12 protein-coding genes are annotated in these 19237 nt (G+C 73.3%); 7 read left to right on the forward strand and 5 right to left on the reverse strand.

The genetic code is table 11. From position 1 onward, the window contains the following. Window positions 1-28: 28 nt before the first annotated feature. The 3 genes from FRAAL_RS27205 to mfd form a co-directional block, all read right to left on the reverse strand. Window positions 29-1381, reverse strand: a complete 1353-nt coding sequence (locus FRAAL_RS27205; protein WP_041941065.1) for a nucleoside triphosphate pyrophosphohydrolase — start codon at window positions 1379-1381, stop codon at window positions 29-31. A gap of 59 nt (window positions 1382-1440) precedes the next feature. Next, on the reverse strand, window positions 1441-2223 hold the full coding sequence (locus FRAAL_RS27210) for a SurA N-terminal domain-containing protein (RefSeq protein WP_041939852.1): 783 nt from the start codon (window positions 2221-2223) through the stop codon (window positions 1441-1443). 137 nt (window positions 2224-2360) lie between these two features. Continuing rightward, a complete protein-coding gene (gene mfd, locus FRAAL_RS27215) occupies window positions 2361-5987 on the reverse strand; it encodes a transcription-repair coupling factor (RefSeq protein WP_041939853.1) in 3627 nt (1208 codons plus the stop codon). Window positions 5988-6500: 513 nt separating this feature from the next. On the opposite strand from mfd, the gene FRAAL_RS27220 reads away from it, so the two are divergent. Next, window positions 6501-6938: a MerR family transcriptional regulator gene (locus tag FRAAL_RS27220; protein WP_041941066.1), complete on the forward strand. Its 438-nt coding sequence runs from the start codon at window positions 6501-6503 to the stop codon at window positions 6936-6938. A 64-nt stretch (window positions 6939-7002) separates the two neighbouring features. On the opposite strand, the gene FRAAL_RS35355 is transcribed toward FRAAL_RS27220, so the two are convergent. Beyond that, entirely contained in the window at window positions 7003-9891 is a 2889-nt protein-coding gene (locus FRAAL_RS35355) for a glycosyl hydrolase (RefSeq protein ID WP_231861372.1), read from the reverse strand. Between the two features lie 1128 nt (window positions 9892-11019). Here FRAAL_RS35355 and FRAAL_RS27230 point away from each other — a divergent pair. The 5 genes from FRAAL_RS27230 to FRAAL_RS27250 are packed head-to-tail and all read left to right on the forward strand — an operon-like array spanning window position 11020 to window position 15837. Further along, on the forward strand, window positions 11020-11850 hold the full coding sequence (locus FRAAL_RS27230; RefSeq protein ID WP_011607290.1) for a sugar phosphate nucleotidyltransferase: 831 nt from the start codon (window positions 11020-11022) through the stop codon (window positions 11848-11850). Between the two features lie 23 nt (window positions 11851-11873). Next, complete coding sequence (locus FRAAL_RS27235) at window positions 11874-13331, forward strand: DUF4910 domain-containing protein (RefSeq protein WP_231861373.1); 1458 nt, start codon at window positions 11874-11876, stop codon at window positions 13329-13331. Beyond that, the gene (locus tag FRAAL_RS27240; RefSeq protein ID WP_011607292.1) at window positions 13324-14178 is read left to right on the forward strand and encodes an IspD/TarI family cytidylyltransferase; all 855 of its coding nucleotides are present in this window, start codon (window positions 13324-13326) and stop codon (window positions 14176-14178) included. The genes FRAAL_RS27235 and FRAAL_RS27240 overlap by 8 nt, the downstream gene beginning before the upstream one ends. Further along, a complete protein-coding gene (locus tag FRAAL_RS27245; protein WP_011607293.1) occupies window positions 14141-15067 on the forward strand; it encodes a phytanoyl-CoA dioxygenase family protein in 927 nt (308 codons plus the stop codon). Before FRAAL_RS27240 ends, FRAAL_RS27245 begins: the two co-directional genes overlap by 38 nt. After that, complete coding sequence (locus tag FRAAL_RS27250) at window positions 15064-15837, forward strand: SDR family oxidoreductase (protein ID WP_011607294.1); 774 nt, start codon at window positions 15064-15066, stop codon at window positions 15835-15837. Before FRAAL_RS27245 ends, FRAAL_RS27250 begins: the two co-directional genes overlap by 4 nt. 96 nt (window positions 15838-15933) lie before the next feature. Here FRAAL_RS27250 and FRAAL_RS27255 read toward each other — a convergent pair whose 3' ends face one another. After that, the gene (locus FRAAL_RS27255) at window positions 15934-16941 is read right to left on the reverse strand and encodes a glycoside hydrolase family 26 protein (protein WP_011607295.1); all 1008 of its coding nucleotides are present in this window, start codon (window positions 16939-16941) and stop codon (window positions 15934-15936) included. A gap of 877 nt (window positions 16942-17818) precedes the next feature. Between FRAAL_RS27255 and FRAAL_RS27265 the strand changes: the two genes are divergently transcribed. Further along, window positions 17819-19174, forward strand: a complete 1356-nt coding sequence (locus FRAAL_RS27265) for a hypothetical protein (RefSeq protein ID WP_041939855.1) — start codon at window positions 17819-17821, stop codon at window positions 19172-19174. Window positions 19175-19237: the final 63 nt, after the last annotated feature.

Genomic DNA, 19237 nt, shown 5'->3' on the forward strand with positions numbered 1-19237 from the left:
TCGTGTCAACCTCACGGTCGTCCCGTCGTCACCGATCCGGCGTAAGGCGGTCACCCGAGCCGGCCGAGGCGACCCAGAGTTCCCGCCAACGCGCGCCGGGCAGCACCCCCGGGGCGGCGCCGTCCACCCGGGCCGCACGTTCGGCGGCGGCCAACCGGTCCCGGAAACGGCGCGCCGACGTGCGCAGGGCCCGCTCCGGGTCGACCCGGGCCGCCCGCGCAAGGGCGACGACGGCGACGAGCAGATCGCCGAGAACATCGTCGGCGGCCACGTCCGGCCGCCCGAGCGCCGCGACGGCGTCGGCCGCGATCGCCGCGACCCGCTCGCCGGCCTCGGCTACCCCGCCGGACCCCGTCAACCCGGCGGACCCCGTCGACCCGCCGGACCCCGTCAACCCGGCGGACCCCGTCGACCCAGCGGGCGCCGTCAACCCAGCGGACGCCCTCGACCCAGCGGACGCCGTCAGGCCGGCGGATGCCGTCACCTCGCCGGCCGCCTCGTCGGTGACTCCGGCGAGCGCGAGGTCCGCCGGCACGCCGATCCCGCCGGCCCGCTTGAGCAGCTTGGCGGCGAGCGTCAGCGCCGGCTGGGACAGCGCCACTCCCTCGGTCACCGAGGCGCGGCCCTTCTCCTCCGCCTTGATCGCCTCCCAGTTGACGGCGACGTTCGCCGACCCGTCGACGACCACATCGGCGAACACGTGCGGGTGCCGCCGGATCAGCTTCGCGACCAGCCCCGCCGCCACGTCGTCGACGTCCCAGCCATCGCCCGCGCGCTCGGCGGCGACCCGGGCGTGGAAGAGCACCTGCATGAGCACGTCGCCAAGCTCCTCGCGCAGCTCGGCCAGATCGCCATCCTCGATCGCCTGGTAGGCCTCGTAGGTCTCCTCGATCAGGTAGGGGGCGAGGGACTCGTGGGTCTGCTCGGCGTCCCACGGGCAGCCGCCCGGCGAGCGCAGCCGGTCCATCACGGCCACGGCGTCGAGCAGGATCGACCCGGGCAACTCCGCCGTGGCCGCGAGCGTGCCCACCTCGGTCTCCGACTCGGACTCGGACCCGGTCTCCGACTCGGCCAGACGGTGGAGCAGCCGGTCGAGCGGGGTCGGCGCCGCCGGATCCGGCAGCCAGGCGATCTCGGTCACGCCCGGATCGGTCAGGCTGGCGCGCAGCAGCCCCGGCAGGCCGGCCAGATCCCCGACGCCGGCCGGCGGGGGGTCGAGGACGACGACCGTGGCGCCGGCGGCCCGCAGTGCGGCGAGCTGTGGGTGGGCAGGGGCGGCGGTCAGCACGGGCACCCGGCGCAGGAGGTCCCACGCCGCCGCGGTGAGAATGCCCGGGGCGACCCGTGGGCTGGTGAGGACAACCGTGATCCGCAGCTTCATGACGGCGTCCACTCGCTTCGGCTGGTCGGGACCGGGCGGCTACCCGGTCCGCGGGCGGGTCAGGACTGGGTGCTCAGGGCCGGCTGGCCGAGTCCGTAGTCCGGGGGCTCGGGCCGGCTGGCGATCGAACCGCTCACGTCGACGACCGCGAACTGGCCGGAGTTCCAGGCACCAAACCGCGGGTTGATCGAGATCGGGTGTGTCCGCTCGGTCTGCGCGAGGGCCTGGCGAAGCTGCGCCGACCGCTCCTTGGTGACGACGATGCGGGCCAGGTACGGCTTCGCCTGCGCGTAGGTGAGCGGGATCCGGCCGAACTGGGCGACGACGCTGTCGTACCGCTCCCGGGTCTCGGCGTCCGTGGCCAGCAGGTGCGGGCTGATCCGGTCGCTGAGCGCGGACTGCAGCGCCCCGGCTCGCACGATCATCGACACGTCGCGTTGCGCGAAGCCCACGGAGGCCGCCTGACGCTCGAACGCCTGCACGCTGCCGTACTGCAGGATCGCGTACGCCCGGTAGTAGGAGGCGAGGTCCTGCGGGCGCACCGTGATGTTGCGCCGGCGGGCCTCGTCGGAGAGCACGTCGAGCTGCACCAGCGTGCTCAGCGCCCGCACGGCCAGCTTGGCCGGGTCGAGGGCAGGGGGTGCGGTCTGCCCGGGCTGCTGCTGGACGGGGACGGTCCGCGCGGCGGCGAGCCCGCGTTCGACGATGCCGCGCACCTGGGCGGTCTCGATGGACTGCGAGCCGACCCGGGCGGCGTCCCCGGCGGGCGTCGTGCAGGCCGTCCCCGCGGTCCCGACGAGCACGGCAAGCCCGACACCGGCGAGCAGACGGGAGAGCTTCACGGCTCCAGACGCTATCCGCTTGCGTGTGGCGAAGCACACCCCACCCGCCCGACACCGCCGAATTCCCCGCCCCTGCGCCGGGCGAGACCCGCCCCACCCGCCACTCGGCCCCGGCCCCCCTCAGCCCCAGCCCCTGCTCAGCCAGCGGCCGCCGCGGCGACCGAATCGCCGGCGACGGCGGTCAGGAGCTGACCGGCCCACGCGAGCAGCGCCCGATCGCGCAGCGGCCGCGAGCCGATGCGGCCGGTCTCCGTCGGCGCCGGCACCAGCACGATCCGCACCGCGGGCTTCACCACCGCGCCCTTGTACAGGCGGGTCAGCCGCAGGGTCTGGCTCTCCCGCAGCTCCAGCGGCGCGAAGCGGATCTGCCGGCCGGCGGCGGTGATCTCGGTGACGCCGAAACTGCGCGCGAGCACCCGCAGGCCGGCGACGGCGAGCAGGTTCTCCACCGGCTCCGGTACCGGGCCGAACCGGTCCACGAGCTCGCCGCGCACCTCGTCGATGTCGGCGTCGGTGCCGGCGCCGGCGAGGCGGCGGTAGGCGTCCAGGCGCAGCCGCTCGCTGGGCACGTAGTCGTGCGGCAGGCTCGCGTCGACGGGGAGCTCGACCTTGACCTCGGGTGGCTCCTCGACCTTGTCCTTGCGGTACTCGGCGACCGCCTCGCCGACCATCCGCACGTACATGTCGAAGCCGACCGAGGCGATGTGCCCGGACTGCTCGCCGCCGAGCAGGTTGCCGGCGCCGCGGATCTCCAGGTCCTTCATGGCCACGGCCATGCCGGCACCGAGGTCGTTGTGCTGGGCGATGGTGGCCAGGCGGTCGTGGGCGGTCTCGGTCAGCGGCTTGTCCGGCGGGTACAGGAAGTACGCGTACGCGCGGTCGCGGCCCCGGCCGACCCGGCCGCGCAGCTGGTGGAGCTGGGACAGGCCGAACACGTCGGCCCGTTCGACGACGAGGGTGTTGGCGTTGGAGATGTCCAGCCCCGACTCGACGATCGTCGTGCAGACCAGGACGTCGAACTTCTTCTCCCAGAAGGAGACCATCACCTGTTCGAGGGCGTCCTCGTTCATCTGGCCGTGCGCGGTGGCGATCCGCGCCTCGGGGACCAGCTCGCGCAGCCGGGCGGCGGCCCGGTCGATGGACTCCACCCGGTTGTGGATGAAGAAGACCTGGCCCTCCCGCAGCAGCTCGCGGCGGATCGCGGCGGCGACCTGCCGGGTGTCGTAGGGGGCCACGGAGGTCAGCACCGGGTGGCGTTCCTCCGGCGGGGTGTCGATGGTCGACAGCTCCCGGATGCCGGTGATCGACATCTCCAGGGTGCGCGGGATCGGGGTGGCGCTCATCGTGAGCACGTCCACCGCCGTGCGCATCTTCTTGAGCTGCTCCTTGTGCTCGACGCCGAAACGCTGCTCCTCGTCGACGATCACGAGCCCCAGGTCCTTGAACCGGTTCTCCCCCGACAGCAGCCGGTGGGTGCCGATGACGACGTCGACGGTCCCGTCGGCGAGGCCGTCGGCGACGGCCTTCTGCTCGCCGGCCGAGTTGAACCGGCTCATCGCCTTCACGATGACGGGGAACGCCGCGTACCGCTCGGAGAACGTCTGGAAGTGCTGCTGGACCAGCAACGTCGTCGGGACCAGCACGGCGACCTGCTTGCCGTCCTGGACGGCCTTGAACGCCGCCCGCACCGCGATCTCCGTCTTGCCGTAGCCGACGTCGCCACAGATCACCCGGTCCATCGGGACCGGCTTCTCCATGTCGGCCTTGACCTCGTCGATCGCGGCCAGCTGGTCGGGCGTCTCGCGGAAGGGGAAGGCGTCCTCCAGCTCGCGCTGCCACGGGTTGTCCGGGGCGAAGGCGTGCCCGGGGGCGGCCATCCGAGCGCTGTAGAGCCGGATCAGCTCCCCGGCGATCTCCTTGACCGCCTTGCGGGCGCGGCTCTTGCGCTTGGCCCAGTCGGCGCCGCCGATGCGGTCCAGGCTCGGCGCGTCGCCGCCGACGTAGCGGGTGATCTGTTCGAGCTGGTCGGTGGGGACGTAGAGCCGATCGCCCCGGGCGTACTCCAGCAGCAGGTACTCGCGCTTCGCGCCGGCGACGGTGCGGGTCACCATCTCGACGTAGCGGCCGACGCCGTGCGCGTCGTGGACGACCATGTCGCCGGGAACCAGGGCGAGCGGGTCGATGCCCTTGCGCCGCCGGCTGGGCATCCGCCGCATGTCCTTGGTGGTGACCCCGCGGGCGCCGGCGATGTCGCTCTCGGTGAGGACCGCGAGGCGCAGCATGTCGCTGGTGAAGCCGGTGACGAGCTGCCCGCGGGTCACCACGGCGACCCCGGCGGCGAGCTCGGCGTCCTCGGCGTAGCGGGCGCCCAGGTCGGCCTCGCGCAGCATCTCCACCAGGCGCTGGGCCGGGCCGTGTCCCTCGGTCACGAGCAGCACCCGCCACGACTCGGCCAGCCAGCCCTTGACGTCGGCGATCACGGCGGCGGTGTCGCCGTGATAAAGCGGCGCCGGCCGCAGGCTCGCGACCACCGTGTCGTCACCCTCTGCGACGAGACCGCCGGCCACGCCCGCCGCTGCGTCGGCCTGGCCGACCTGGTCGAGGCCCCCGGCCTCGGCGCCGGTGAGGGTGGAGGTGAAGGGGCTGACCGACCACCAGGGCAGTCCCAGCGCGCCGGCGCGCTCGCGGACCTCCGCGATGGAGCGGTAGGCCGCGGCGCCGAGGTCGATCGGCGCGCCGCCGCCGAGCGCCGCGACGCTCCAGGACGCCTCCAGGAACTCCTGGCTCGTGCGCACCAGCTCGCTCGCCCGTGAGCGGACCCGCTCCGGGTCGCAGACCAGGACGTGGGTGCCGGCGGGCAGGTCGTCGAGCAGCAGCGACATCCCGTCGACGAGGACCGGGGCCAGCGCCTCCATCCCCTCGACGGGAATGCCGCTCGCGATCGTGTCGAGCATGTCCACGAGCTGGGGGTAGCGGGTGGCCAGCTCGGCGGCCCGGCCGCGCACGTCCTCGGTGAGCAGCAGCTCGCGGCACGGAGGCGCGAACAGGCCGCGCCCGCCGGGGCCGGGCGGCCCGGAGTCGCCCTCGGGCAGCGCCCGCTGGTCGGCGACGGCGAACCGGCGGATGTCCTCCACCTCGTCGCCGAAGAACTCGACCCGCAGCGGGTGCTCCTCGGTCGGCGGGAAGACGTCGAGGATCCCGCCGCGCACGGCGATCTCGCCGCGCCGCTCCACCAGGTCCACCCGGTGGTAGGCCATGCCCACCAGCCGGGCGACCACCTCGTCGAGGTCGGCGGTGTCGCCCGCCGCGAGGCTGACCGGGGCGAGCTCGCCGAGCCCGGCGACCTGGGGCTGGAGCACGGAGCGGACCGGCGCGACGACGATGCGCAGCGGCGGCAGGCCGGTGCTCGCCGGGTGGGCCAGCCGGCGCAGCACGGCCAGGCGTTGACCCACCGTGTCCGCGCGGGGCGAGAGCCGCTCGTGCGGCAGCGTCTCCCAGCTCGGGAAGACGGCCACCACCTCGGGACCGAGCAGACCGGCCAGCGCGGCGGTCAGGTCCTCGGCCTCGCGGCCCGTGGCCACCACGGCGAGGACGGGACGCCCGGCTCCGTGGGCGGCGGCGAGGGCGGCGGCGGCGAAGGGCCGCAGGGCGGCGGGACCGGCGAGGTCGAGCGCGGGTTCGCCCGCCGCGCCGATCGCGCGCCCCAGGGCGGGATCGCCGCCCGGCCGGGCGATCAGTGCGTCGAGCAGCGGCGCGAGAGTCATGGTTGCGTCCGGTGTGCCTCTCGGAAGCGAGCGGGACGGAACAGGCGTGGAGCAGACGCCGCGGCACGAAAACCACCGCCGCGGAGCACGACGACCTGGCGCAACGGGGCCCACCACGGCCCGGACCCGCTCGACCGAGGGGCCGGCCCGCCGTCCGACCCGCCCCCGGGACGACCCGGGCGGTCGGCCGACACCGGCCCGACCCCGTCGGCACAGACGATATGACCAGCCTACGACACCGTTGCCAGCCCCACCGCCGTGCCGACCACGCACCGTCGCCATGATCCCACTCCTGCAGCCCGCCCGCCGCCGTCCGCGCACCCCCACCCGTCGCCGCCCCACCACCCGCACCGCTGCGGACCTGCGCCGACGTCCGTCACCGGCGGCCGGGTGGGCGTCGGACGGGCGGACAGGGCCGAGCACGCCCGGCGGCCGATCGACGTACAGTCGACTGCCTGGCGTCCAGTCCGGCCGCCCGATACCTACGCTGACGTTAGGGTCGAGTTGTCCAGCATGCGCCGCAACGTTTCGAGATCGGACGCGGCCCGCGGCGACGTCTACCAGATCGGGGACGTCGCCGAGCGGGTCGGGCTCTCCCTGCGAACAGTCCGCTACTACGAAGAAGCGGGCCTGCTCATGCCGGTGGGGCGGACCGTCGGCGGGTTCCGCCTCTACGACGTGGACGCGATCGAACGGTTGCTGCTCATCAGGAAGATGAAGCCGTTGGGCTTCACCCTGGAGGAGATGCGCTCCCTGCTGATCCTGCGCGACGAGCTGGCCACGCCCGGCCTGGCCCCGGATACCCGCGCCGCGTTGCAGGAGCGGCTTGGCACCTGGGTGCTACTCGCCGAGGAGAAACTGTCGACGCTGCGGGAGCAGGTGAGCGTGGCGGAGTCCTTCGTCGGCGGGCTACACGACGACGCGGAGCGCAACGGCGGCGACGGAGTGTGACCCCCGCCGCCGGTCGGCGCCCCGCGCGGCCACGAACGGACACGCGGGGCGCCATGGCCCGGTCTCAGCCCCAGAGCCGCTGGTAGACGGCTGCCGAGGCCGGATTGAGATCGGGATTCACCAACGAGGAACGGACGTTGCCCTCCTCCGCGTCGGGGAAGTACGCCTCGTAGGCGAGGATGTCGGCGTTGCGGGAGAACGTCTCGTACATCTTCTCCATGTAGGCGGGGTTGTCCCCCCCGGCGGCGCCGCTCCGCCCGGCCTTCGTGCCCTGCTGGCTGACCACTCCCCACTCGGGCACCGAGAACAGCTTGTGGTGGGTCCGCGCGAAGGTGATGACCTGGCAGAGCCCCGCGTCACCGTTGCACTGGTTGTCGAAGTCGGCGTAGGTGGGGCTGGGCGGGTACTGGTCGTAGCTGTCGATGCCGATGACGTCGACGTACTGGTCGCCGGGGTAGAGGTCGAACGCGCCGACCGGCGTGGTCGACCCGTGGGCGTTGAGATTCCAGTCGATGCGAACCTTCGGGCTGGTCGCCCTGATCGCCGACGAGGCGTTGCGGAAGCACTGGATCCACTGCTGCGGATCCGTCGCCGACCAGGCGAACCACAGGCCGTTGAACTCCCAGCCCAGCCGGACGAACGAATCGCCCCGGCCCATGTTCACCAGCCAGCGCCCGAACTGCCGCCACTTGGCGTCGTAGTTGCCCGCCGCGCAGTCGGCGAGGTTGCCCTTCTCCGGCCCCGAGTCGGGGAAGAGCGGCTGGGTGATCACCCAGGTGCCGGCGTACCCGGAGAAGGTCGACGCGCTGCGTCCCATCCACGGGTTCGTGACGTCGCTCCAGCTCGACCGGTCCGTGTACATCACGACGACGTCGTTGGGCCGGCCGCGGAACCTCGCCCAGGCATTCGCCTGTGTCAGGGTGTGCGCGGCGACGCCGGTCGGGAACAAGCCGGTGGTCGTGGCCCGCTCGACCTGCGGGACGACGGCCGCAGGCACCCCACTCTGGGTGGGCCGGGCCGCAGTGCCCGGCTGCCCGGTCGGCGCCGCGCCCTGCCCGGCGGTGGTGGCGATGGGGTCGGCTCCCCCGTCGCTGCCGGAGGGCACCAGCAGCAGCGCCGTCACCGCGATCAGGGTGAGCACCGCCGCGACCGAGACCGCGATGACGGGCAGGTGTGGCAGGCGGCTGGCGTTCCCGCCCCAGTGGGCGGTGATCCACGACGCTGCCCGGGCGCGCCGCCCGGAGGCCGGCGCCGCGCGGTCGTCGGACCGGTCGATATGACGGGCGCCGGCCCTGGTGGCCCTGGCGGCCCCGGCCGCACGCGCCGAGCCGACCTCGTCGGGCCAGACCTCGTCGTCGGCCCAGGCGGCCCGACCGCTCCGCCCCGATCCACGCTTCTCCGCCGCGCCACGACCCGATCCGACCTGCGCCGATCCGACCTGCGCCGATCCGACCGAACCCGACCGGCCTGAACGAATCCGTTCCGGCGCGATACGACCCAGCCCGACCTGATCCAAGGCAACCCGGTCGGGCACCACTCGGCCCGACCCGGCCCGATCGGACCCGGCCCGATCCGACGCGGCCCGATCCGACGCGGTCCGGTTCGAGGCGATCCGGTTCGACCCGCCTCGATCGCCTCCGGTCCGATCCGAGCCGGCTCGGGACGGGCCCCGCGGGGCCCAGCCCTCGACCGCCTGGCCCCCGGGGCCGCTTTCGGCCTGGTCCGGCTGAGGGCGCATGCCCTCCCCGTCATGGCCGCGGGCCGCCGCGGGACCGTCGACCGGGGCACCGAAGGCGGGACCGGACGCCGGGGACGGCGCCCACCGCCCGCCACTGCGTGGGTCGTCGGCCAGCCAGGCGTCGCGGGCAGCGGACCAGGCGCCGGTGCGCGGTGTCCCCTGGGCGCCCCGGTAGTCGTCCCGTCTCCCGGGGCGACGATCGTCGTGATCCGCGGCGTCGCGGCGACGACCGTCGCGGGGCGGGCCGGGCTCGGACCAGCGCAGGGCCCCCGTCTCGCCCGCCGGGCCCACGCCGGGCGGTGGCATTCGCACCGGCGGCGCCGGGGGCGCATGATCCGGCGCTGCGGACGCGGGCAGGTCTGCCCGATCGTCGCCCGGCCACCCGGGGTCATCGCCGCGCGCACCGGGCCGGCGGATCTGGAACAACGCCGTGCCCTCGTCCCGGTCGGGCGGGACGGCGGGGTTCACCACCCGCCCGGCCGCCGGCCGACCGTTCACCAGGATCGTCCGCTCGGACAGCGGACCGGTCGGCGCGTCGAGGGGCGGACCGGCCGGCCGCCGCCTCGACGGATCGCTCGGCGCGCCGATCGGCGCGTCGGCCGGGGCGCCGATCCCCGGGGCCACCGGCGGATCCACCGACAGCCCGCCACCGGACGACCCCGCGCGGGTCGACGGGTCGCTCGGACGGGAGTCGACGGACCACGGGTCGGCCGGGCGGGAGTCGACGGCCCACGGGTCGGCCGGGTGGGAGTCGACGGACCCGGGGTCGGGCGGGCGGGAGCTGGGCAGGCGGAGGTCCGGCGGTCGGGCTTCGGGCAACCGGGAGCCGGGTGGGCGGGTGCCGGGCAGCCGAGGCTCGGCGGGTCGACCCGCACCGCCCGCGGACCGGTCACCGTCACCGGCCGTCCTCGCGCCCTTCGCGGGAACGGTCATGGACGGAGGGAGGAGCACGACCGGCGGCGTCCGACGCCGGCGCCCGGAACGGCCGGCGCCCGGCCGATGCTCCGCCCGAGCGCCGCCGGCGTCCCCGTCGGGCGGCTGGGCCCCGACGGAGGAGTCGTCAGGGCCGGCGCGACGGGGGTCGGCGGCACGGAACCGGTCGACCCGGTGCCCGCGCTGCCCGCCGTCCTCGTCGAATTCGCCGGACGGTGGCGCGACCCGCTCCCAGTCGCCGGTCGGAGGCTCATCCGACCAGGAGCGCCCGCGCACCCGCATCACCCCAGATCGTGCTCTGTGCCCCATCGAAACATCTCGGCGTAGCCGGCGCGCAACTCTCACCCGCGGTGAGGATTTCTCCGCCCGGCCGACCTGGCAGGAGACTCGTCGGCACCGGCAACGCCACGAGCCGAGGCTCTTTCACCAATCCAGGAGTGACGGACGAACCGTAACAACAACGCGCGAAGAGCGATGTCGGCGGCCTCGGCCTATCACGGACAGCAACGATCATCCGCATCGACACCAAACCCCTTCCGCTCTGGGGGAAGCAGCCGGCAGCCGGCGATCGCCGGCAGGCCGGACGCCCGCGTCATCGCGGGATCCACCAGTCAGGACGCCCTACCGACCGGACGAGTTGCCGGTCCTGCCGAGATCTGGCACCATTTACCGTTCATTCGCCACGAAGGTGGGCCGTGGGGTGCCGTCTCCCCCGCCCGCGCCCGCCGGCTGTCGAGCCGGTCACAGGCCAGCCGGCAGCCCGGCGAGCGGCCCGGTGAAGATCGCCGGCGAGCGGTCTGACCAGCGCAGACGAGTCACGGTGGCGCTCCGGGGGCGACGACGTTCACGGGGGCAGCGCGCGGTGCGCCCGGCGGCGGCGTGGCGGGAATCTCGCGGGGGGCGGTGCCCCCGGTGTGGAGATCACGTGCAGGTCAGGGCGACGACGCGGCGCCAGGCGCGCTGCGAAGGCCACTCCCCGCCATGGCCCGACTGTCGGCCCCGCCGCAGCGGCGGGCTGGTCCGGCGGGCGGCGCGGTCGTGCGGGTCTGCACCAGCTTGGAGGGACTCCCCCGGCAGGCAGAGGGCGGTGCGGTACCGTTGCGACGGCAGTGCCGGGGGGCGCCGATGAAGGCGGTCCGTCGCCGGTATCCACCGAGAAGTGGCAGAGGGGGATCACGCGCCCGCGCGCGCCATGAGCGCGGGCGAGCGAGCGACGTCCTCACGCGCGGGAGCGTGCCCTCCCGCGCACCGGGAAAGACCGGCGGCTGTCCCCGTCGGCCCCGGCATCGGTCGGCGAGTGGCGGCGGGCCGTTACGGGTCACCCGGAATGCACCGCGGTCCAGCGAGGACCATGCCATCAACCCCGCCCCACCGAGCCCGACCGGGGCATGAGCACGGGAGACGCAAGCCTTGAGCACCGAAAGCGCCCGGACCACCGAGATCCCCGACGCTGCCGACATCCCGGTCGTCATCCTCTGCGGCGGGATGGGTACCCGGCTGCGTGAGGCCAGCGAGAAGCTGCCGAAGCCGCTGGTCGACATCGGCGGCAAGCCGGTGCTGTGGCACATCATGAAGACCTACGAGCACTACGGCTTTCGTAAGTTCGTGCTCTGCCTCGGCTACAAGAGCGACCTGATCAAGAACTACTTCCTGGCCTACCGGGCCCAGGTGGCGGACTTCACCCTCACGCTCTCCGACGACCACACGCCGCAGTTCCACAACGCGGTGGGCGACGAGAAGTGGGAGGTCACCTTCGCGGAGACCGGGCTGCTCACCGGCACCGGCGCCCGCCTGCGCCGGGTCGCCCAGTACCTGACCGGCCCGCGGTTCATGCTCACCTACGGCGACGGCGTCGGCGCGATCGACGTCGCCGCCGTGCTGTCCGACCACCTGGCGTCCGGGCGCCTCGGCACCGTCACCGGCGTGCGGCCGTCGAGCCGCTACGGCGAGCTGGAGACCGAGGGCAACGCGGTCACGCTGTTCGCCGAGAAGCCCCCGCAGACCGGCTGGGTGAGCGGCGGGTACTTCGTCTTCGAGCGCGAGTTCATCGACAAGTACCTCGACGACGACCCGGCGCTGCTGCTGGAGCGCCACCCGCTGCAGCAGCTCGCCCGCGACGGCGAGCTCACCCTGCACGACCACGACGGGTTCTGGATGGGCATGGACACCTTCCGGGACTGGACCGAGCTCAACCAGCTCTGGGACTCCGGGTCCGCGCCGTGGCGCGTCTGGGCCGACTGAGAACTCCGGACGGATCCGCGACGATGACCGAATCCGCGAGCGTGGCCGGCCACTCCGGCCACTCCGGCCACTCCGGCCACTCCGGCCACTCCGGCCACTCCGGCCACTCCGGCCACTCCAGAGACGTCGGCGACGCCGGCGACCGCGACGGCACCGCGCTCCCGGCCGACCCCGGCCGCTGGCTGCACGATCTGGTCGCCGACCTGCTGCCGCCCATGCGCAGCATCACCGGCGAGGGGGTGCGCACCACGCTGCGCACCGTCGCGCGGGCGCTCGGCCCCGACGTGCCGCTCACCGTGCACGAGGTGTCCAGCGGGGCCCCGGCGCTGGACTGGACCGTCCCCCGGGAGTGGAACGTCGACTCGGCCCGGCTGATCGGCCCCGACGGCAAGACCGTTGTCGACGCCGCCGACAATCCGCTGCACCTGCTGGGTTACAGCACGCCGGTGCGCGCCCGGATGACCCTCGACGAGCTGCGCCCGCACCTGTTCTCGATGCCCGACCGGCCGGACTGGGTGCCCTACCGGACGTCGTACTACAACGAGAACTGGGGCTTCTGCCTGACCGACCGGCAGCTCGGCGCACTGCCCGAGGGCGAGTACGAGGTCGAGATCGACACGACGCTCACGGACGGGTCGCTGACCTACGGCGAGATCGTCCTGCCGGGCGAGACGTCCGACGAGTTCCTGATCACCACGCACACCTGCCACCCGGCGATGGCCAACGACAACTGCTCGGGCATCGCCACCGCGACCCTGCTGGCGCGGGCGCTGGCCGCCGGTCCGCGCCGACACACGTTCCGGCTGCTGTTCATTCCGGGCACGATCGGCTCGCTCACCTGGCTCGCCCGCAACCGGGACACCGTCGGCCGCATCCGCCACGGGCTCGTCCTGACCGGTCTCGGTGACCGCAGCGACCCGACCTACAAGCGCAGTCGCCGGGGTGACGCCGCCGTCGACCGGGCCGCCGCGGTGGCGCTGGCCGAGACCGGGCGGCCGCACCGGGTCGTCGACTTCTCCCCCTACGGCTACGACGAGCGGCAGTTCTGCTCGCCCGGCTTCGACCTGCCCGTCGGCCGGTTCGGCCGGGGTCAGCACGGCGAGTACCCGCAGTATCACACCTCGGCCGACGACCTCGAGTTCGTCACGCCCGAGTCGCTCGCCGACTCGTTCGCGATCCTGCGGCGCACGATCGAGATCTGCGAGCGGGACCGGACCTGGCGCAACACCGCCCCCTACGGCGAGCCGCAGCTCGGCCGGCGCGGGCTGTACCGGGCGATCGGCGCGACGATGAACCGCCAGGCCATCGAGATGGGCCTGCTGTGGGTGCTCAACCTCGCCGACGGAACCCGCAGCCTGCTCGACATCGCCGAGCGCGCCGGGCTGCCGTTCGACACGGTCGCCGAGGCCGCGGACGCGCTGGCCGGCGTCGACCTGCTCGCCGACGCGGCCGCCGGCTCCGCCGGAACGACCGATGGCTGACCTCGCCCGCGCCCCGGGCGGACCGGGGGGGACCGAACTGCCGCCGCAGCGGCCCGGCGGCCGCGGACCGGTCTGGACCATCGTCCTCGCGGGTGGCGGCGGGACCCGCTTCGGCGGCCCGAAGCAGTTCTATGACCTCGGCGGCGAGCCGTTGCTCGCCCACCCGGTCGCGGCGGCCCGCGCCGCCAGCGACGGCATCGTGGTGGTCGTGCCCGCGGGAACGACCGGAGGCTGGTCGCCCCCACCCGGCGTCCGTCAGGTGACCGGCGGCACCACCAGGGCCGAGTCGGTCCGGGCCGGTCTGACCGCCGTGCCCGCGGAGGCCGGCGTCATCGTGATCACCGACGCCGCGCACCCGCTGGCCACCCCCGCGCTCTACCGGCGCGTGGTCGACGAGGTCCGGGCCGGGGCCGACGCCGCCGTGCCCGGCCTGCCGCTGACCGAGGTGGTCAAGGAGATCCGGGTGGTCAAGGAGATCCGGGTAGCCGACGAGGACGAGGTCGGGGTGGCCGACGAGATCCAGCCGCAAGCGGGTGGAATCGGTCCCTCCCCCAGGCTGGTCGCGGGGGCGTCGCTGCCGCGGGAGACCCATCGGCTGGTGCAGACGCCGCACGCGTTCCGGGCGGATCTGCTGCGCTCCGTGCACGCGGGGGCCCGCGAGGCGGTGGAGGACTCGGCGATGGTCGCCGAGGCCGGCGGCCTGGTCGTCGTCGTACCGGGCGAACCCGCCAACATCCATGTCACGACGCCGGACGAACTCGCCATGGCCCGGCTTCTTCTCACCCACGTCCGTTCCGAGAGGGAATCCGATGAGTTCGGTACTGGTCGAGTCCACGCTGTCCGATGACGAGCGTCGGACCAAGCTCTACCAGGGCGACCTGTTCGTCTATGCACCCAGGCCGGCGACCCGCGAGTTCGTCGAGTTCAGCCGCGCGCTGATCCGGGAGGCGTTCGGCAGCCTCGACCCGGAGACCGCGCAGTACCACATGCCCGTCGAGGAGTACGCCGCCCTGCTCGCGGAGCTCAAGCCGCGGTTCATCCACCATCCGACCTGCAAGGAGCTGCTGCCGGCGATCCTCGCCGAGCATGGCGCCGACCCGGCGAAGACCTACTTCGACGTGCCGCGGCTGCGGACCTCGACGTCGGACGACTACCTGACCTCCGGCATCGCCTACGCCTTCCACCCGCACCGCGACACCTGGTACTCCGCGCCGTTCTGCCAGCTCAACTGGTGGATGCCGATCTTCGACATCGTCCCGGAGAACGGCCTGGCCTTCCACCCGCGCTACTTCAGCCAGGGCGTGAAGAACGGCTCCCGCGACTACGACTACTACGAGTGGAACGCCAAGAGCCGGGCGGACGCCGCGAAGCACATCAAGTCCGACACCCGCAAGCAGCCCAAGCCGGAGGAGGAGGTGGAGATCTTCCCGCAGACCCGGGTGGTCGCGCCGTCCGGCGGGATGCTGATCTTCTCCGCGGCGCAGCTGCACTCCTCGGTGCCGAACGACTCCGGGCGCACCCGGTTCAGCATGGACTTCCGCACGGTGCACTTCGACGACGTCGTCAACCACGTCGGGGCGCCGAACGTCGACTCCGAGTGCACCGGCACCACGATGCGGGACTACCTGCGCGGCACCGACCTCGCCCGCATCCCCGAGGACATCTGCCTCAGCTACGACACCGCGCCCCCGCGGGAGGACGCCGTGCTCGTGTTCTCCCAGGCGTCGAGCGCGTGACGGCCGGATCCGCGGGCGGCCCGGCGGCGGACGCGGTTCCGCTCGCCGGGCACGTCGCCGTCGTGACGGGCGCCTCCAGCGGCATCGGCCGCGCCACCGCGTTGCGCCTGGCCGCCGACGGCGCCACGGTGTTCGCGCTCGGCCGCGACCAGGCCCGGCTCGACGGCCTCGGCAAGGAGGCGACCGGTCCGGGCACGCTGCTGCCGGTCCGGCTCGACCTGACCGACGACGCGGCCGTCACCGCCTTCGTCGCCGAGGTCACCGCCCGCCACGGCCGGGTCGACCACCTGGTGCACAGCGCCGGGGCCTACGCCAGCGCCCGGGTGGACGCGGCGACGCTGGCCGATCTGGACGCGCAGTACCTCGCGAACGTCCGGGCGCCCTACGCGCTGACCCAGCGACTGCTGCCCGCACTGCGGGTCGCGGGGACCGCCGGCGGCGCCGACATCGTCGTCATCAACTCCACGCAGGGCGTGCGTGCGGGCGCCGGCGCGAGTCAGTTCGCCGCGACCCAGCACGCCATGCGCGGCTTCGCCGACAGCCTGCGCCAGGAGATCAACGCCGACGGGATCCGGGTCGCCACGATCCACCTCGGCCGCACGGCCACCCCGCGCCAGGAGACGATCTACGCGCGGGAGGGCCGGGAGTACGCGCCGGCGCTGCTCATCCAGGCCGAAGACGTCGCCGACCTCGTCGACTACCTCGTCCGGCTCCCACCCACCGCCGAGATCACCGAACTGCACCTGCGCCCCGCCAAGAAGAGCTACTAGCCCCGGAGCGTCCCCAGAGCCCGCGGTCGGTCACGCGCGCCGCGAGCGGCCGTGACCGACGCGGGTGGGGAGGGACGCAGCGGACGAAGCGGCTGGTCAGCGGGGTGGTGTGGGCGTCCGGGGCGGTGGGGCGCCGAAGAGGGCTCGGTAGCGCTGGGCGGCGCGGGGATTGCTCGGCGGGTCGATCAGCGAGGACTGCACATTGCCCGCATCGGTCGCGGTGAAGTACGCCTCGTAGGCGAGGTTCGCCCGGTTCGCCTGGAACAGCTCGTACATCTTCTGGACGTAGAACGGGTTGTCCGCGCCACCGCCGGCCGAGCGGACGACGCCCCATTCCGGCACCGCGAACCTCTTGCCATGCTCGCGAGCGAACCGGGCGACCGTGCAGGCGCCCGAATCCAGGTTGCACTGGGCGTCGAAGGACGCGCGGGTGAAGGACGGCGGGTAGGAGTCGTAGGCGTCGATGCTGACGACGTCGACGAACGCGTCGCCGGGATAGGCGGCCCAGATGTTGTCGCCGTTGGGCATCGCGTCCCGGTGGGCCGAGACGTTCCAGTCGATGCGGACGCCGGGCGAGGTGGAGCGGATCGCGGTCACCACCCGCTGGTAGCAGGTCCGCCAGGTGGCGGTGTCGCGCGGGTACCACCAGAACCAGTCGCCGTTGAACTCCCAGCCGAGTCGGACGTAGGCGTCCCCGCGGCCGTTGCGTACCAGCGTCCGCCCGAACGTCGCCCAGTTGGCGTCGTAGTCGCCGCGGGCGCAGGCGGCCTCGTTGCCGTCCTGCGGAAACAGCGGCTGGGCGATGGACACCTTCCCGGGGTAGGCGTCCGGGCGAAGCCCCGACAGCGGCCAGTCGTCGGCGACGATCTTCCGCCAGCTGTCGCGGACGGTGAACACCACGGCGACGTCGGTCCGGCGGCCGAGCCAGCGTTCCCACCCGGCCAGATCGTGGGGCGGGTTGGCGTTGGCGCCCGAGGGCCAGGTGACGCCGCCCGCCGCCGCAGCGGTCGGGTTCGTTCGGCCGGCGCCGCGCTCAGCGCCGCCGCCACCACCGGCGCCGCCAGCACCCCCATCACCCCCGCCACGGAGCGTGACCAGCCCCACGGCACCGAGCACGACCACGAGGATCGCCGCGAGCGCGGTACCGGCCAGCGCCCGTCCGCGCCGTGACGGCGGCCTCCCAGGCCGAAACAGCCGCCACCGCGATCCGCCCGAGCCGCCGATTCCGCCAGACCCGCCAGACCCGCCAGACCCGCCCGATTCACCGGACAGGCCGGAGTCACCGGACGACCCGGGGCCCGTGGACGCGCCAGAGTCCACGGACCCCGAGGTCCGGATGCCCGGCAGCGGCATGGTGCCGGTGTCGGCACCGGGCTGGCCGGGCCCGCCACGCCCCCTGATCGAAACGGCGCGGGTCGGCGAGGTGTCGCCCCGCCGCGGACCGAACCGGTCGGACGGGGGCGGACGCCCTCCCGGCACGATGCCGGAATAGCGCACGTTACACCTCCACGCTGTGGACAGATGGTCGCCTGGCGCCGGAACGACCGGACGTCATCGCGACAGCAATGAACGACCGACCCCGCCGCACAGGTACGAGAACAGGCTTCGGCCGCGGACGATAACGCCACCCCGATACCAGGAACCCGGGTCTTCACCCGGGGAGTTCTCAGGTCGGAGAACCTCTCCGACCGCGGTCGTCCGGCCGACCTGCGTCATTATTCACCCGACCGCGCCAGGTTCCTGGAAGACACCACGAGGATGACTGCGCGCGGTGACGGTTGGGCGACCCTGCGCCCCGGGAAAGGGCCGAAGACCACGGTGGAGGGCGTCCGATCGGCGCCGGTTAGACTTGCCGACGGTGCCGTCCACGCACGGCGCACCGGGCCGCCGTGCGGGGCCACCCGGCTATCGTCCGCAGCGTTCACCGCCGCCCACCCGGCCGCGGTGCGCCCGCCGACCGAGAACGGGGGACGGGGAAGCAGTGGTAACCACCACCCTCACGACCAGGATTCCGCGGTCGTGGGTGATCCCGACCCAGGAGGCGGGCGGCAGCCGGACGGTCAACGACGCGACGCTGCGGCTGCTCACCATTCTGCTGTTCTTCGAGATCTTCTTCCAGCGGATCGCCATCCCCGTCGGCGGCTCACAGGTCCAGGTGATCCTGCCGATCACCTACGTCTGCGCGGCGATCATGGTCAGGCGTGGCGGCCTGAGCCGGAACTCGGGCCGCATGACCGGTTACCTGGTGGCGATGACGGCGTGCTCGCTGTCGGCTCTCGTCTCCTTCCTGCGACAGAAGGACAGCACGTCTCTGACGTCGCTGTTGCTGCTGCTGGCGACGTATGTCCCGTTCGTCTTCGGCCTGCGCCCCGCCGACGCCCGGGCACTGCTGCCCCGGCTGCTCGACCGCTTCCTCATCATGATCACAGTGCTGGCCGGGCTGGCCCTGTTCCAGTTCGCGATTCAGCTCGTCGGCGTTCCCTACACCGACGTGGTCAAGAACATCGTGCCGTCGAACTTCCTGATGCACGGCTTCAACACCTCCTACCCGGTCCAGTACGGATCGTCGCTGTACAAGTCGAACGCCTTCGTCTGCCTGGAAGCGTCGTTCTGCTCGCAGTTTCTGGGTTTCGGCATCGTGGTCTGTGTCCTGCGCAACGGCGGCTGGTGGCGGCTGCTCATGTTCGTGCTGGCGATTCTCAGCACCGTTTCCGGCACCGGTCTGCTGCTGCTGGCCTGCGCGGGTGTGCTGCTCGCCGTCCACAAGGGCGCCAAGTTCGCGTTCACCGCCCTGGTCGGCGTGGGCCTCATCGCCCTGGTCATCAGCTTCACCCCGGCGTCGAGCATCTTCGCGGCCCGGGCGACGGAGACGTCCTCGTCGACGTCCAGCGGCAGCCTGCGGTTCGTCCAGCCCTACCAGCGCACCTGGGAAGCGCTCGGCAGCGATCCGGCGACGGTCGCGTTCGGCTCCGGCTCGGGTTTCGCCGACCGCGACGCGGGCGAGTTCTTCCGTCGCACCGGTCTGCCGCTGAACTACGCGCTCGTGCCGAAGCTCGTCCTCGAGTACGGGGTCCTCGGCACGGTGACGTTCCTCAGCTTCATCGTGGCGATGTTCGTCCGTGGCTCGCAGTCGTTCGTGCTCTCCGGCTCGGTGTTGATCTTCTATACTGTGCTGTCCGGCGGCCTGCTGGCCCCGGTCGTCACCGGTCTCGGCCTGCTGCTCGTCGCCTGGTTCACGGTCGCGCCGGAGGAGTCGCTCCAGCTGGCGGAGGATCCCGGGCCACCGCCGCCGGCCTCCTCGGCCCCCGCGCAGCGCAGGTCCTTCGCCGGCATCTGAGACCGCCTCGCCGGCCCCGCCCGGTGAGCCCGGCGCCCCGAACTGGCGACCATGGAGGTGCCG

The organism is Frankia alni ACN14a (genome assembly GCF_000058485.1).
GTDB classification, from domain to species: Bacteria; Actinomycetota; Actinomycetes; order Frankiales; family Frankiaceae; genus Frankia; species Frankia alni.

What these genes read in the sequence shown, in the direction of transcription:
- FRAAL_RS27205 (WP_041941065.1), bottom strand. Translation starts at nt 1,381, where the DNA reads ATGAAGCTGCGGATCACGGTTGTCCTCACCAGCCCACGGGTCGCCCCG.
- mfd (WP_041939853.1), bottom strand. Translation starts at nt 5,987, where the DNA reads ATGACTCTCGCGCCGCTGCTCGACGCACTGATCGCCCGGCCGGGCGGC.
- FRAAL_RS27220 (WP_041941066.1), top strand. Translation starts at nt 6,501, where the DNA reads ATGCGCCGCAACGTTTCGAGATCGGACGCGGCCCGCGGCGACGTCTAC.
- FRAAL_RS35355 (WP_231861372.1), bottom strand. Translation starts at nt 9,891, where the DNA reads ATGCGGGTGCGCGGGCGCTCCTGGTCGGATGAGCCTCCGACCGGCGAC.
- FRAAL_RS27235 (WP_231861373.1), top strand. Translation starts at nt 11,874, where the DNA reads ATGACCGAATCCGCGAGCGTGGCCGGCCACTCCGGCCACTCCGGCCAC.
- FRAAL_RS27240 (WP_011607292.1), top strand. Translation starts at nt 13,324, where the DNA reads ATGGCTGACCTCGCCCGCGCCCCGGGCGGACCGGGGGGGACCGAACTG.
- FRAAL_RS27245 (WP_011607293.1), top strand. Translation starts at nt 14,141, where the DNA reads ATGAGTTCGGTACTGGTCGAGTCCACGCTGTCCGATGACGAGCGTCGG.